This is a genomic window from Paenibacillus sp. M-152 (genome assembly GCF_003856555.1).
Lineage (GTDB): Bacteria > Bacillota > Bacilli > Paenibacillales > Paenibacillaceae > Paenibacillus > Paenibacillus polymyxa_C.
Window position 1 is genome coordinate 2188769 of record NZ_CP034141.1, and the last position, 14654, is coordinate 2203422.

General features: G+C 45.9%; 16 protein-coding genes. All 16 read left to right on the forward strand.

All coding sequences use genetic code 11. The features are described from left to right. Window positions 1-20 precede the first annotated feature (20 nt). Entirely contained in the window at window positions 21-1361 is a 1341-nt protein-coding gene (trmFO, locus tag EGM68_RS10050; protein ID WP_013370668.1) for an FADH(2)-oxidizing methylenetetrahydrofolate--tRNA-(uracil(54)-C(5))-methyltransferase TrmFO, read from the forward strand. A gap of 26 nt (window positions 1362-1387) precedes the next feature. After that, window positions 1388-1930: an ATP-dependent protease subunit HslV gene (gene hslV / locus EGM68_RS10055; protein WP_013370669.1), complete on the forward strand. Its 543-nt coding sequence runs from the start codon at window positions 1388-1390 to the stop codon at window positions 1928-1930. Between the two features lie 36 nt (window positions 1931-1966). Beyond that, a complete protein-coding gene (hslU, locus tag EGM68_RS10060; protein WP_013370670.1) occupies window positions 1967-3367 on the forward strand; it encodes an ATP-dependent protease ATPase subunit HslU in 1401 nt (466 codons plus the stop codon). A gap of 407 nt (window positions 3368-3774) precedes the next feature. Next, the gene (gene flgB / locus EGM68_RS10065) at window positions 3775-4182 is read left to right on the forward strand and encodes a flagellar basal body rod protein FlgB (protein WP_019686986.1); all 408 of its coding nucleotides are present in this window, start codon (window positions 3775-3777) and stop codon (window positions 4180-4182) included. 6 nt (window positions 4183-4188) lie between these two features. Beyond that, window positions 4189-4641, forward strand: coding sequence for a flagellar basal body rod protein FlgC (flgC, locus tag EGM68_RS10070; protein ID WP_013370672.1), 453 nt, complete (start codon window positions 4189-4191; stop codon window positions 4639-4641). A 39-nt stretch (window positions 4642-4680) separates the two neighbouring features. Beyond that, entirely contained in the window at window positions 4681-4995 is a 315-nt protein-coding gene (gene fliE, locus EGM68_RS10075) for a flagellar hook-basal body complex protein FliE (protein WP_007430020.1), read from the forward strand. Between the two features lie 37 nt (window positions 4996-5032). After that, complete coding sequence (fliF, locus tag EGM68_RS10080; protein WP_013370673.1) at window positions 5033-6616, forward strand: flagellar basal-body MS-ring/collar protein FliF; 1584 nt, start codon at window positions 5033-5035, stop codon at window positions 6614-6616. 11 nt (window positions 6617-6627) lie between these two features. Then, on the forward strand, window positions 6628-7644 hold the full coding sequence (fliG, locus tag EGM68_RS10085) for a flagellar motor switch protein FliG (RefSeq protein ID WP_013370674.1): 1017 nt from the start codon (window positions 6628-6630) through the stop codon (window positions 7642-7644). Next, on the forward strand, window positions 7637-8473 hold the full coding sequence (locus EGM68_RS10090; protein WP_025677618.1) for a FliH/SctL family protein: 837 nt from the start codon (window positions 7637-7639) through the stop codon (window positions 8471-8473). Before fliG ends, EGM68_RS10090 begins: the two co-directional genes overlap by 8 nt. Continuing rightward, complete coding sequence (fliI, locus tag EGM68_RS10095; RefSeq protein WP_016820950.1) at window positions 8460-9779, forward strand: flagellar protein export ATPase FliI; 1320 nt, start codon at window positions 8460-8462, stop codon at window positions 9777-9779. The genes EGM68_RS10090 and fliI overlap by 14 nt, the downstream gene beginning before the upstream one ends. Before the next feature lie 10 nt (window positions 9780-9789). Continuing rightward, complete coding sequence (gene fliJ / locus EGM68_RS10100) at window positions 9790-10233, forward strand: flagellar export protein FliJ (RefSeq protein ID WP_013370677.1); 444 nt, start codon at window positions 9790-9792, stop codon at window positions 10231-10233. Window positions 10234-10280: 47 nt separating this feature from the next. Then, complete coding sequence (locus EGM68_RS10105; RefSeq protein ID WP_025677622.1) at window positions 10281-11282, forward strand: magnesium transporter MgtE N-terminal domain-containing protein; 1002 nt, start codon at window positions 10281-10283, stop codon at window positions 11280-11282. A 27-nt stretch (window positions 11283-11309) separates the two neighbouring features. Beyond that, the gene (locus EGM68_RS10110) at window positions 11310-12761 is read left to right on the forward strand and encodes a flagellar hook-length control protein FliK (protein ID WP_025677624.1); all 1452 of its coding nucleotides are present in this window, start codon (window positions 11310-11312) and stop codon (window positions 12759-12761) included. Window positions 12762-12780: 19 nt separating this feature from the next. Further along, the gene (locus tag EGM68_RS10115) at window positions 12781-13314 is read left to right on the forward strand and encodes a flagellar hook capping FlgD N-terminal domain-containing protein (protein WP_025677626.1); all 534 of its coding nucleotides are present in this window, start codon (window positions 12781-12783) and stop codon (window positions 13312-13314) included. After that, window positions 13311-13691, forward strand: a complete 381-nt coding sequence (locus EGM68_RS10120; RefSeq protein WP_025677627.1) for a TIGR02530 family flagellar biosynthesis protein — start codon at window positions 13311-13313, stop codon at window positions 13689-13691. The genes EGM68_RS10115 and EGM68_RS10120 overlap by 4 nt, the downstream gene beginning before the upstream one ends. A 103-nt stretch (window positions 13692-13794) precedes the next feature. Beyond that, on the forward strand, window positions 13795-14604 hold the full coding sequence (flgG, locus tag EGM68_RS10125; protein WP_129549101.1) for a flagellar basal body rod protein FlgG: 810 nt from the start codon (window positions 13795-13797) through the stop codon (window positions 14602-14604). The last annotated feature ends 50 nt before the right edge of the window (window positions 14605-14654 follow it).

Below are 14654 nucleotides of genomic sequence, written 5' to 3' on the forward strand. Positions count from 1 at the left end.
GATAGCAGGGGGATTTAAAAGTGAGTGAACTACAAAAGGTAACGGTCATCGGAGCAGGTTTGGCGGGCAGCGAAGCTGCCTGGCAAATTGCAAGCCGTGGAGTGCCAGTTAAGTTATATGAAATGAGACCGGTTGTAAAAACACCCGCGCATCATACGGATAAATTTGCCGAATTAGTATGTAGTAATTCCTTGCGCGCGAACGGTCTGACGAATGCAGTAGGCGTACTGAAGGAAGAGATGAGAATACTAAACTCTTTGGTTCTGAGTGCGGCAGATCGCCATGCTGTTCCGGCTGGTGGGGCATTGGCAGTGGATCGTGATGGATTTTCCGGTCATATTACAGATACGCTTCATCAACATCCTTTGATCGAGGTCGTTAATGAAGAACTCCAGGAACTCCCGCAGGACGGTATCGTGGTCGTTGCAACGGGACCATTAACTTCTCCAGCTTTGTCAGAACAGATCAAAACACTGATGGGAGAGGAGTATTTTTATTTCTACGATGCGGCAGCTCCGATTGTAGAGAAGGACTCCATCGATATGAGCAAGGTCTATCTGGCTTCCCGTTATGATAAAGGAGAAGCAGCTTACTTAAATTGTCCGATGAACGAAGCGGAATTTGATGCTTTCTATGAGGCTTTGATTACTGCTGAGGTGGCACAAGTCAAGGAGTTCGAAAAAGAAATCTACTTCGAAGGATGTATGCCTATCGAAGTAATGATGCAACGTGGGAAACAAACGGCATTGTTTGGACCGATGAAACCTGTAGGCCTCGTAAATCCACATACAGGAGAACTACCCTATGCAGTTGTTCAGCTTCGACAAGACAACGCTGCAGGTACGCTATATAATCTGGTTGGTTTCCAGACTCACCTCAAATGGGGGGAGCAAAAGCGTGTATTTTCAATGATTCCGGGACTTGAAGAGGCAGAGTTTGTACGTTATGGCGTGATGCATCGCAATACCTTCATTAATTCTCCACAGCAGCTTCACCCAACTTATCAGTTCAAGGGAAGAAGTAATCTGTTCTTTGCCGGACAAATGACTGGTGTAGAGGGTTATGTAGAGTCGGCGGCCTCAGGTCTGCTGGCTGGTATAAATGCGGCACGAGCAGCACGTGGGCAGGAAATGTTCGTATTTCCTGCGGAAACGACACTAGGCAGCATGGCACGATATATTACAACTGCTGATTTCAAACATTTCCAACCGATGAATGCAAACTTTGGTTTGCTTCCAAAGCTGGAGACACGCATTCGTAACAAAAAGGAAAAAAATGAAGCTCTCGCTAATCGCGCGTTGGAAAGTTTGCGCGGTTATATCAACCAAACGGGAGTTATGTCAACAGAAGTACAGGCATAAGGATGAAGGAAAAGGAGGAGCGCGTTATGGATATGTCCTTTCATGCTACCACCATCTGTGCTGTACGCCATAATGGCAAAGGAGCTATTGCGGGTGATGGGCAGGTAACGTTCGGCAACAGTGTTGTGATGAAGCAAACGGCTAAAAAAGTGCGCAGATTGTATCGTGGGCAGGTCGTTGCGGGATTTGCGGGTTCGGTGGCCGATGCTATCACATTGTTTGAAAAGTTTGAAAATAAGCTGGAGGAACATCACGGCAATCTTCAAAGGGCTGCTGTAGAACTGGCCAAAGACTGGCGGCAGGATCGTGTACTACGCAAGCTGGAAGCGCTGATGATTGTGATGGACTCATCCGGGATGCTGCTCATTTCTGGAGGCGGAGAAATTATTGAACCTGACGATGATGTGTTGGCCATTGGCTCAGGTGGTAATTTTGCATTGGCAGCTGCCCGTGCTTTCAAACGTCATGGCTCTGGTATGGAAGCAAAGGACATGGCAAGGGAAGCGTTAGAGGTTGCTTCGGAAATATGTGTGTATACGAACAGTCAGATTATCGTGGAAGAATTGTAAGTCGGCTCTGAGTATTCAAGGGTGGAGGAGTGCAAAATGAATAATCAATCGTTGACGCCCAGACAAGTGGTATCCGAGCTGGATAAGTATATTGTCGGACAAAAGGAAGCTAAAAAATCAGTTGCTGTTGCCTTGCGTAATCGTTATCGGCGTAGTAAACTGCCGGATGATATTCGGGATGAAATTGTGCCTAAAAATATTTTGATGATCGGACCGACAGGTGTGGGTAAAACTGAAATTGCACGTAGACTTGCACGGCTCGTGGGAGCTCCTTTTGTCAAGGTAGAGGCCACCAAATTTACAGAAGTGGGTTACGTCGGTCGTGATGTAGAATCCATGGTGCGGGATCTAATGGAAACCTCTATCCGTATCGTCAAGTCGGAACGAACAGAGAATGTGAAAGACAAAGCGGAGGACATGGCAAATGAACGGATTGTCAATATCCTTGTACCTGCAGAAAAGTCAAATAAATCGCAACGTAATCCTTTTGAAATGCTTTTTGGCAATAACACAGGGACTTCGGTAGAAGAAGAACCACCACAACAGGACGGAACCTTAGCAGAGAAGCGACGCAAGGCTAAATTTGATCTGTTGTCCGGTAAACTTGAGGATGATGTCATAGAGATTGATGTGGAGGATACCGCACCCAATATGCTCGATATGTTTGCTGGGCAAGGGAATGAACAAATGGGTATGAATATGCAGGAGATGTTCGGAAGTTTCCTTCCTAAGCGGACGAAGAAGCGCAAGCTACCAATCAAGGAAGCCCGCAAGGTACTGATTCAAGATGAAGCAGCCAAGTTGATCGATATGGATGATGTGATTCAGGAGTCTGTGAAGCGTGCTGAGCAATCCGGTATTATTTTTATTGATGAAATAGATAAGATTGCCAGCCAAGGCAAGGGAAGTGGCCCTGATGTGTCGAGAGAAGGAGTCCAGCGCGATATTTTACCTATTGTCGAGGGCTCTACCATTATGACCAAATACGGCCCGGTAAGAACAGACTACATTCTGTTTATTGCTGCGGGGGCTTTTCATGTGGCTAAACCATCAGACCTGATCCCAGAGCTTCAAGGTCGTTTTCCAATCCGTGTGGAGCTAAGTAGTCTGACCTTGGATGAGTTTGTGTCGATATTGACGGAGCCTAAAAATGCGCTGACCAAGCAATACACCGAGTTGCTCCGCACCGAGGAAATAGAAGTCGAATTTTCTGCGGAAGCGATTCGTGAGATCGCTAGTATTGCCGAGTCCGTTAATCGCAACACCGAAAATATCGGCGCACGGCGTTTGCATACCATCTTAGAGAAGCTACTGGAGGATCTGTCATTTGAAGCCCCGGAGCTTACATTGGATCGTATGATCATTACCCCGGAATATGTGCGTGAGAAGCTGGGAGATATTGCCCAAAACAGGGACCTTAGTCAGTATATTTTATGAACAGGGTGTCTAAAAATAGGGTGTGTGGTCCAGAATAACACTATCTTGCACCGTCGTTTAGTCCTAGACACAGGTTAAGTTGATGATTTTTCTGTCTATTCCAAAAGTAGGACGTATAATCTTTTACAGGTGTAAAGTGCTAAGAAAACATTCATTTTCTTGAAAAAAACCTGAAAAATTTAACATTTTATGCATCTAAAGCCCTCTTTTTTAAAAAAGATAGGGCTTTTTTCTTATTGTAATTAGGTCCCAACTCTACGAAACTTAGAATATATGACAGAAAGTTAAGATTTTCTACTTAAGACCTAAAAGAAATGTATAATTATGAAATTTTATTGTCGAAAAAAAGTGAAAAATCTTGTTTTATTGAATCTTACTTTGGAGTAGACGCTGGAGGGAGGAGCTAAATGAATCTGCTGGGTGATGTAAGCTTTCAAAAGCTTCAGGCAGGTGTACAGGCGGCCAATACGAGACAACGTGTGATGGCCGATAATATTTCCAATGCGGATACCCCGTATTTCAAGCGTTCGGAGGTTTCATTTGAAGAACTGCTTCAGCAGCAAATGGACGGTGATGTCACGCCACTGCGTGGAAAAGTAACCAATTCAAGACATTTTCAAATAGGACCTGTGAACTCCATTCCTGATGCCACGGTCACCAAAGATGGGTACTCAGTCATGAATAACAACATGAACAACGTAGATATAGACAGAGAAATGAGTCTTATGGCTGAAAATCAACTAAGATATAATACCTACATCCAAGAAATTAATGAGCGCATCAAAATGATGAGAACAGCGGTAGAAGGGAGATAGGACGAGGTGAAGATTAACAACGGCTTTGATATTAGTGCATCTGCTCTTACGGCCCAACGGTTGCGGATGGACGTTATATCGAGCAACATTGCCAACGCAGAGACAACTCGGGCGAAGGTAGAGAATGGACAAGCAATTCCATATCGAAGAAAAACGGTTGTTTTGGAGCCGAACCAATCTGGCTTTGCCGATGTTTTGAAGGCTCAAATGGAAGGAAGTAGTACAAGCGCCGCTGGCGTTAAAGTTTCGCAAATTCAGGAAGATCAGTCACCTTTGAAGCCAGTGTACAATCCGGGTCATCCGGACGCTGATAAAGATGGCTATGTATATATGCCTAATGTAGACATAATGAAAGAAATGGTCGACATGATTTCCGCAACACGCTCATACGAAGCCAATGTAACAGCTCTGAATGCTTCAAAGGCGATGGTTTCCAAAGCGCTTGAAATCGGTCGCTAAGTTCCAGGACTACTAACTACTTAATAGGGAGAGTAAAACATGATTCAGAACGCCATGTTTAACGTACAGACACCGGTAATACAGCAAATTCAATCGCCTAACAATGAGTTGACGAAAGCGACTCCTTCCGAATCCTTGAAGGATTTTGGCTCCTTCCTAAAGGATGCTCTTAATGAAGTAGGGCAGCAGGAAGCCGCTACACACCAGATGTCCGACCAATTCATGGCAGGCAAAGTTGATGTAGATCAGGTCATGATCACTTCACAACAAGCGCTGCTTTCCCTGCAGCTTACTACACAGGTCCGAAACAAAGCGATCGAAGCCTATCAGGAGATCATGCGTACACAGATGTAAAGTGAGGGTTTAGCAAAGTTTCGGATGGGGTGACGGAGTGAACGAGAGAATCGCCCAATACCGGGATAAGATTTCCGGGTATTGGAATAATTTCAGCAAAAAACAGAAGATATTACTTGTTTCGACATTAGCATTCATCATTATCGCCATTGTAGTGCTAACGATGCAGTTTACCAAAACTGAGTATGAAGTGGCCTTCCAGGATCTAAATGCAAATGATGCCGCAGGGGTCATTAAATATCTCGATTCTGCGGGTATACCGTATCAGCTTAATGCTGGTGGGACACAAATTTCAGTCCCAACCGCAAATGCAGATAAGGCGAAGGTAGATGTTGGGTCTCAAGGCCTGATACAGAAAGGGTCAATCGGCATGAGCGCCTTTGACCAGTCCTCCTCGGCCATAGGTATGACGGAGAACGAGTTCAATGTGAAGTACAATAACGCATTGAACGGCGAAGTACAGCAACTGTTGGAACGGATGGATGGTGTCCAAAGCTCCAAAGCCGTCATTAATATGCCAAAGGAAAATATCTTTGCCGGACTTGAAGAAAAGGACAAAGCATCTGCTTCGGTTCAAATGGAATTTGAACCTGGCTTTACTCCCAATCAACAAGCGATCGACGGATATTTTAACCTGGTAAAAACGGCTGTACCGAATTTGCCAGTAGAAAATATTACGATCACGAATAAGGAATATGAGTTGATTCCAACGGCCAAGGGCGGCCAAGGTGGACTCACAAGTGGTGTTCAGGAAAACATGGCTCTACAGAAGAAGTTTGAGAGCGATGTAAGGAATAATGTTCAACAATTTTTGTCGAAAATTGTTGGAGACGACAAGGTAAACGTGCTGGTTATGTCCCAGCTAAATTTCGACAAAGTAACATCAAAGGAACAAATGGTCACACCTGTTGACCAAACGAAAATGAAGGGTATTGAAATTAGTGCCCAACAAATCCAGGAAAGTTATACGGGCAGTAGTGGACAAACCGGAGGAGTTGCAGGGACAGGAACGCAGGATGTCCCGGGTTACCCTGGAGGAGCCAATTCCGGCAATACCAGCTCGGATAAGAGCTCAAGTACGATTAACTACGAAGTTAACCGAATTGCAAGGGATATTATCCAAAGTCCATACACTGTAAAAGATTTAACCATTAATGTAGCAGTTGAACCACCAACAGGTCAGCAAACGTTGGATACTGCAACTCAGACAGCAATTCAAAATATCTTGGTTAATATTGTAAGAGCATCGCTGGCGAATTCCGGTACTACTTTTACAGACGCTGATTTGGCTAAAAAGGTTTCAGTGTTCTCGCAAGCTGCTCCGGCGCCTACGAGTACCAATACATTCTTCTCAGCTTCCAACCCGTGGATGTGGGGCATCGGAGCTGCAGTTCTGGCACTGTTGGCGGGTGTAATCTTCTTCATCGTACGCAGTCGTCGTAATCAGGAAGAAGAGTTGGATGAAGAATTGCAACTTATGCCAACGCCGACGGAATTCCCGTCCATTACCATGGAAAGTGTGACAAATGAAAGTCAAGTGCGTAAACAGCTTGAAAGTCTGGCGAAAAAGAAACCCGACGAATTCGTCAATCTGCTTCGTACATGGCTGGCTGACGAATAGAGGTGAGTTCATTGGCAAAGGCAAGCAGTCAAGGTTTAACGGGAAGACAGAAAGCAGCTATTCTTTTGATCACAATGGGGCCAGAAGTATCTGCTCAAATATTCAAGCATTTGCGTGATGAAGAGATCGAGCAACTTACATTGGAAATTGCCAATGTACGGAAGGTCGATGCCATTGAAAAGGACTCCATTATGGCCGAGTTTCATCAAATTTGTCTGGCTCAGGAGTACATTTCCCAAGGCGGTATTAATTACGCTAAAGAAATATTGGAAAAAGCGCTTGGATCGCAAAAAGCAGTTGAGGTCATTAACCGTTTGACAGCGACATTACAGGTGAGACCTTTCGATTTTGCTCGTAAGGCTGATCCGAACCAAATATTGAATTTTATACAAAATGAGAATCCGCAAACCATTGCTCTCGTGCTTTCATACTTGCAGTTTGAGCAAGCGGCGGCAATTCTATCGTCCTTACCACAGGAAAAGCAGGCAGATGTGGCCCGGCGTGTTGCTGTCATGGACAGTACATCTCCGGAGGTCATCTCTCAAGTGGAGAGAGTATTGGAGCAAAAGCTCTCGGCAACTGCAACGCAGGATTACACGAATGCAGGTGGTATCGAGTCTATCGTTCAGATTTTGAATGGCGTAGACCGCGGAACCGAGCGTACAATTCTCGACTCGCTTGAAATTCAAGACCCTGAACTGGCTGAGGAAATCAAGAAAAGAATGTTCGTATTCGAGGATATTGTCAATGTGGACAACCGGTCCATTCAACGCATTATCCGCGATATCGACAATGCAGACTTGCAATTGGCACTTAAAGTGTCCAGTGAAGAAGTACGCGATGTGATTTTCCGAAATATGTCGAAACGTATGGCAGAAACCTTCAAAGAGGAAATGGAGTACATGGGACCGGTGCGGCTGCGTGATGTGGAAGAAGCACAAACACGTATCGTTTCAACGATCCGCAGATTGGAAGAGGCCGGTGAGATTATAATCGCACGCGGCGGAGGAGATGACATCATTGTCTAACTTGATTAAATCTTTCCAATATGTGCCTGTAGAGGCTTTGAAAACGATTGATGTGGCACATACGTACGTGCCAGAAACGACGGATGAAGAAATCACAACTGAATATGCGGAGCCAGAGCCTCAGCGAGATTATGAGGCAGAACGGCTCCGAGATGAAATGTTGAATGATGCTAAGGACTTTGCCGAACGTCAGGTACGCGAGGCGGCTGAAGAAGCGGAACGAATGCTTCAGGAAGCACAGCAGCAGATTGAAGATTGGTGGCAGGAACGACGCGAGCATGACGATCAGTTGATTCAGTCGACAAAAGCAGATGGATTTCAACAAGGATATGAAGAAGGCCAGAAGCTGGCTGAGGCTGAGCTTCAGACGAAATCGGAGCAGATGATGGAAGAAGCACAAGATATTCTGCGTCAGGCCTATGAGATTAAGGAACAACTGATTCAGGAAGCAGAGCCTTTTCTGGTTGAACTGAGTAGTGCGATTGCCGAGAAGGTCATTGAAAAACAGCTTAGTCTTGAACCGGAATATACAATTGAGTTAATTCGCAAAAATTTGGCTCGTAAGCGAGAAAAAGGAATCATTACATTGTGTGTGTCGCCTCAGCATTTCGCATTTGTGCAAGGTGCGCGGGAAGAATTGTCATTAACTGTCGATTCGCAGGCAGAACTGCAAATTATTCCTGATGGTACCGTAAAGGATCGCGGTTGCGTCATCCGTTCTTCCTTTGGAAGCGTGGACGCCCGGATCGATACGCAATTAGCTGAGATTAAAAAGGAACTACTGCGTCTGGCACATGAAAATGAGGAGCGAAGACATGAAGGGGCTTAATGCGCAGCGCTACATGGATCATTTGCGACAGCTGGACCCCGTTCGGGTGAATGGCAAGGTTACACAGGTTATCGGCTTGATGGTTGAATCGGAAGGTCCGGACGCGAGTATCGGGGATGTTTGTTATATTTATCCAGGCAAAGCGGCAAAGCCATTGCAGGCAGAGGTTGTTGGCTTCAGAGACAATAAAGTGCTTCTGATGCCACTTGGAGAACTACAATCCATTGGTCCTGGTTGTGATGTCGTAGGAACAGGGAAGCCACTGAATGTGCAGGTTGGTTCGGAGCTGTTAGGCAAAGTGCTGGATGGTTTGGGTCAGCCTTTGGACGGATCACTGATTCCCTCGCGAATGGCGAGATATTCAACCTTCAATATACCGTCCAATCCGCTGAATCGTCCGCGTGTGCAGGAACCCATAAGTATCGGAGTACGTGCAATTGACGGGTTGCTTACGATTGGCAAAGGACAACGGGTTGGTATTTTTGCGGGTTCGGGTGTAGGTAAGAGTACTTTGATGGGTATGATTGCCCGTAATACGGAAGCAGATGTGAACGTAATTGCCTTGATCGGAGAACGTGGACGCGAGGTGCTGGACTTTATTGAACGGGATTTGGGTCCTGAGGGACTAGAACGCTCTGTAGTCATTGTGGCAACTTCCGACCAACCTGCGTTGATCCGCATTAAGGGTGCACTTATTGCAACGACGATAGCGGAATATTTTCGGGATCGCGGGTTGAATGTCATGTTAATGATGGATTCAGTTACCCGATATGCGATGGCCCAGCGTGAAGTCGGTCTAGCGGTGGGTGAGCCACCAGCAATGAGAGGGTACACTCCATCTGTGTTTGCTAGTCTGCCTAAGCTTCTGGAACGCGCAGGGACAGGTCCTACTGGCTCCATAACTGCTTTTTATACAGTGCTGGTTGATGGTGACGACATGAACGAGCCCATCGCGGATGCGGTGCGCGGGATATTGGATGGACACATTGTCTTGAACCGTGGGATTGCGAACAAAGGACATTTTCCCGCAATTGATGTGTTAGCAAGTATTAGCCGGGTCATGAAGGACATTGCACCACGAGATCAGATAGACGCTGCCGAAAACATTAAGCGCTTGATGGCCATTTACAAAGATTCAGAAGACCTGATTAACATTGGGGCTTATCAACAGGGTTCGAATGCAGAAATTGACGAATCTATGGAGCGCATACGGGATATATGGGATTTTACAAGACAAAGAACCGATGAAAAGGCTGAGCTGGACGAAGTACGAGAACGTTTGATTTCTGAATTTACGAGGAGATGAAGGTTGAACGATGAGATTTCAGTATTCCTTTCAAAAAGTTGTAGACTTGAAAACGAACGAAAAGTCACAGGCCGAATGGCTGCTTTCCAGTGCTGTTGGACAATTGCAGGTTGAGGAGCAGACATTAACACAGCTTATAGGCGAAAGGAATCGGGTCATATCAGCCATTCAAAAGGCTGCCGAAGATTGCGCGCCACTCTCTAGCATTCAGGAATTACAAGCTTATGTCAATCATCTGGACCAATGTATTACACGCAAGCATAGGGATGTTCAATATGCGCAGCAAAATGTGCAAAGCAAACAAACCGTTTTGACCGATAAAATGCTGGATGAACAAGTTTGGCTGAAAGCAAGAGAGAAGGCCAACGTGAAATTCCAACAGGAAATGCTCCTGCGCGAGCAGAATGAGCTGGATGAAATGGCTTCCGTGCGATTTGCCATGAAAGCCCGGTAAGCGGAACGTCATAGGATACGCATATCAGCTGCCTGAGGAGGAAGACGATGGCACAGAAGTTAGCAGAAAATGAACTGGATATGGATTTAGGAAAAGAATCAGGCGGGGGATTTGAGCGGTTTATGTTTTTCCTGATTCCGATTGTTTTCACAATCGTTCTGGTCGGGGTCTTGCTTACACTGTTCAATATGGACTTCAGAAGCGAAATGATCTCATTAGGGAACAAAATACCAATTGTTAAAAATTGGATTCCCGAACCGAAGGATAAGGCAACCCAGACAAAAGAGGCAGATCAGAAGGCACAGTCTGAAAGTTCTGAAGCAACCATTCAACAGTTAAAAGCGGATTTAGCTAAGCAGACGGAAGAACTTAAAAAGGCTACCGCTGCTAAGACGACACAAGATAAAAAGGTTACTGAACTTCAAAATCAGGTCAATACACTGCAAACGCAACAGGAACAACAGTCGCAGACGGGTCAACAGGGACAGGTCGGGCAGCAGGGACAAGCAGGTACGCAAACTACAGACGGAACAACAAATGAAGATCCTTATGTAAAACAGACCAGAGAACTTGCCAGCATGTATGAAGGAATGACGGCAAGTAAAGCTGCACCGATCATGGAGAATCTGACCACGGAAGAGACCGTACAGCTCTTAAGCTACATGGACCCTGCCAACAGTGCGAAGATTTTGCAAAAGATGGACGCTAAAAAAGCAGCAGATATTACGATGGCTCTGAAAAACGTAACGCCATCTACGGATTTATCGGTAGTTGCGTTGCAGTCTCGTCTGAAAAAGGATCAAGGTACTACCGCCGGAACGACGAGTAAAAGTCTGCAAAGCACTCAAATCAGTAGCACATTTGCTTCCATGGACAAGAAAAGCGGTGCCGAACTTATTTTACAAACTTACAAAATCAGTCCGGATAAGGCATTAAACATATTAAATACAGTAGATGATTCGACACGTGCTTCTTTACTGCAATATATGTCTGCCAAGGATGCAGGTCAGACCGCGAAAATTTTGAATAAATTGATGGGGAGTAAGTAATTTGAATTGAAGGGAGGTGAAAAATATATGACCCTTATTTCTCAAAGTGTATCTCTTAGCTCTAGTCAAACAGCTAGCAGTGCGACAGCATCAACAACAAGTACAGCCACGGCTGCTGGAGCAACCACGGGTGCCTTTAATCAAACACTGACGCAAATGATGACAGGCGGGCAAACGGGCTCAGCAGGAACAGATGCAAATGGTTCTCCATTAGTTATGGTACTACCACTTATTGCAAGCGGAGAATCCACGGAAACTCCAACCGAGCCGCTGGTTGAAACATTAGCTCCTTTGCTGCAAAATCTCGAGAAATTGGATGATCAGGTAGTTGCCGATCCTGCGCTGCTTGCAACTCTGCAATCGTGGATTCAGCAAGTACAACAGTTTTTGCAAGGCAATGGAACAAATCAACAGGCAGATGGTGGGGAAACGGCAGAGGCTACAGGCTTGACAGCTTTGGCAGCTAATCCGGCAACTCTTCGGTTTGCATTGCAGGACGCTTTGTCACAACTTGCCAATGTAGCAGAACAGGCTTCGGGAGACCAAAAGACTAAGGTGACACAGTTACTACAATCGCTGCAAAGCGCAACGGCTGGGACGGGAGCTATTTCCGATGAGCAGTGGCATGGAGTATTGAAAGCTGTGGAACTTGCTGATAGTGGAGATTCACAAGCGGCCCAGCCTTCTGCACAACGAGCAAATGGTGCTCAGACGTTAACTGCAGCAACTACAAACAAACAGGTTACTCCTCAGCAGCAAGCAAGTCAGGGTGAAACTAGCCAGCAAGGCTCAGAAGGACAGCGTTCATCAACGAATCTTCTCGTTCAGTCCGCAGTTAAACCTACTGTAACGGATGAAGCAGGTACATTCGTAGATGCAGCTGAGCAAGCGGATCCGGCATCAACTGATAATCAGACTCCAGTGATCACGACTGCGGGGCAGCTTTCAGTACAAGCGCAGGGAACAACACCTTCGGCTCCAGCTCAACCCGTCGTACATGTACGGCAATTTGCCAAGGAGATGACTGAGTTTGTAGTACAGAAACTTGATATTGTAAAGCACACTGGTTTGACAGAAGCGACCATCATGCTTCGTCCAGATCATCTGGGCCAGCTGGAGGTTAAGCTAACGATGCAAAATGGTCATCTGGTTGCCCAGTTCATGACTGAGCATAGCGGAGCGAAGGATTTGCTGGAACAGCAAATGTCGCAGTTGCGCACGAGTCTTCAGAGCCAAGGTATTCAAGTGGATAAAGTAGAAGTTACGCACAATGAGTCGCTATCCTCCCATATGTATCAGGATGGACGTGGATCTGGGGCTAATCAGCAGCAATCCAACCAACGTTCTAAAGCTCGAGGTAGAGAAGAGAGCGAGGATGCTGTGAAGGTAGCTGAAATGACAGAAGAGCTTCGTAACTGGACAGCAGAACAACGCGCAGATGACATGAATCGGACAGGCTCCTTTACAGCACAAGCGTAATGATGGAGGTGAGAACACAATGACGACTACAGACAGCAATGTATCCACCAGTAACGTCTGGCCGAATTACAATGTGAATAATGTCAAAACAGCAAGTGCCAAGGATACTAAAACGATGGGTAAAGATCAATTTTTAAAAATCTTGATCACTCAACTACAAAATCAGGATCCAATGCAGCCTTTGGAGGATAAAGAATTTATCGCCCAAATGGCACAGTTTTCCTCGGTGGAACAACTGATGAACATTTCTACGCAGTTGAATGCATTGGGACAGTCTTTGGGTACAGCTTCTGGTTTAATAGGAAAAGAAGTCAGTTGGATTGAGCCGGGGAAAAAAGATTCCATTACAGGTGAGACAGGCGCAGGTACGGTGAAAAGTGGAATCGTAGATTCCATCGTTATTCGCGACGGTGTGCAGTATGCCAAAATGGGAGCGGCTGAGGTGGCATTAAAAGATGTAACATCAGTGAGTCAGGCTAATACAACGATTCCCGCTACAAATACATCGGATACTTCATCTTCTTCCTCTACTGGAAGCGGTGAGAACTCATGAATGACAGGATAACGGTCGGACGCCTTTTTCCTACCAACGTTCCCCCGGCAGCGATTTCTCAAAACCGATTAAATTCGGTAACAAAGGATACCAAACCATTTGGTCAGGTGTTGCAGGAACAGGTGCTCAAGCTCAGCAACCATGCCGCCAAGCGACTGGAGCAGCGAGGAATAGAGTTGAGAAGTGACCAAATGGCGAAAATTAACTCTGCTGTGGATAAGGCTGCTGCCAAAGGCGCTAAAGAATCTTTGATTTTAATGCAGGATATGGCTTTGATTGTTAGTGTGCCTAATCGAACAGTTGTTACCGCGATGGATAAGAAGTCCATGGAGGATAACGTATTTACGCAGATAGATAGTGCTGTAATTATTTCATAAAAAAATATACGAAGTGGCTGGCCCGAATAGGAAAGCCATGAAAAAGCCGCGGATCGACTGATGCGGTCAACTAAGCAAGCAATCAGAGGAGGATTTATACTCAATGTTGAGATCAATGTATTCAGGTGTATCGGGCATGAAGGGCTTTCAAACAAAGCTGGACGTTATCGGTAACAACATTGCAAACGTAAATACTACAGGCTTCAAGTCCAGCCGAGTAATGTTCAAGGATATTTTGAGCCAAACCAGCTCGGGCGCAAGTGCACCTGATGCTACGACAACTGCAGGTCAAAATGCCAAGCAGGTAGGTCTAGGGGTGTCCGTCAGCTCGATTGATACGATGCATCTCCCAGGTAGTGCAATGACTACCAATAATCCAACGGATTTGCGGATTAACGGTGACGGTTTTTTCCTGATCAAAATGAATGATGCACAGGAAGTCCCTTATCTGACTCGTGCGGGTGATTTTCACGTAGACGCAAACCGAAATCTGGTGACTTCCGATGGATTTTTTGTAGGGGATGCAGGTGGCGACCCAATCACACTTGCTGACAACGTTACATCGTTCTCCATCTCGCAGGACGGCACGATTGTACAGCAATTAGATGATGGTACAGTAGATAATGGCACGCAAATTGGTATAGCCAGAGTTACTAACCCGGAAGGTTTGGAGAAAATTGGAGGCAGCCTGTATCGTACAACGGTCAACTCCAACATTGATGCACTTGAGCCTGGAGCAGCCAACTCAGAGGGGCGTGGAGCTATCATCGCGGGTCAGCTGGAAATGTCCAACGTTGACTTGACAGGCGAATTTACCGAAATGATCGTAGCTCAGCGTGGATTCCAAGCGAACTCGCGTATCATTACGACTTCGGATGAAGTGCTTCAGGAAGTTGTAAACTTGAAACGATAATCTCATTTAAACGCGGAGGAGTAGAGGCTCCTCCGCACCTATCAGGAGGT

Bases quoted from the DNA above. Each gene is read 5' to 3' on its own strand.
- flgG (WP_129549101.1), top strand. From the start codon at position 13,795: ATGTTGAGATCAATGTATTCAGGTGTATCGGGCATGAAGGGCTTTCAA.
- EGM68_RS10110 (WP_025677624.1), top strand. From the start codon at position 11,310: ATGACCCTTATTTCTCAAAGTGTATCTCTTAGCTCTAGTCAAACAGCT.
- EGM68_RS10105 (WP_025677622.1), top strand. From the start codon at position 10,281: ATGGCACAGAAGTTAGCAGAAAATGAACTGGATATGGATTTAGGAAAA.
- fliJ (WP_013370677.1), top strand. From the start codon at position 9,790: ATGAGATTTCAGTATTCCTTTCAAAAAGTTGTAGACTTGAAAACGAAC.
- hslU (WP_013370670.1), top strand. From the start codon at position 1,967: ATGAATAATCAATCGTTGACGCCCAGACAAGTGGTATCCGAGCTGGAT.
- EGM68_RS10120 (WP_025677627.1), top strand. From the start codon at position 13,311: ATGAATGACAGGATAACGGTCGGACGCCTTTTTCCTACCAACGTTCCC.
- fliE (WP_007430020.1), top strand. From the start codon at position 4,681: ATGATTCAGAACGCCATGTTTAACGTACAGACACCGGTAATACAGCAA.
- flgB (WP_019686986.1), top strand. From the start codon at position 3,775: ATGAATCTGCTGGGTGATGTAAGCTTTCAAAAGCTTCAGGCAGGTGTA.
- EGM68_RS10115 (WP_025677626.1), top strand. From the start codon at position 12,781: ATGACGACTACAGACAGCAATGTATCCACCAGTAACGTCTGGCCGAAT.
- hslV (WP_013370669.1), top strand. From the start codon at position 1,388: ATGGATATGTCCTTTCATGCTACCACCATCTGTGCTGTACGCCATAAT.
- fliI (WP_016820950.1), top strand. From the start codon at position 8,460: ATGAAGGGGCTTAATGCGCAGCGCTACATGGATCATTTGCGACAGCTG.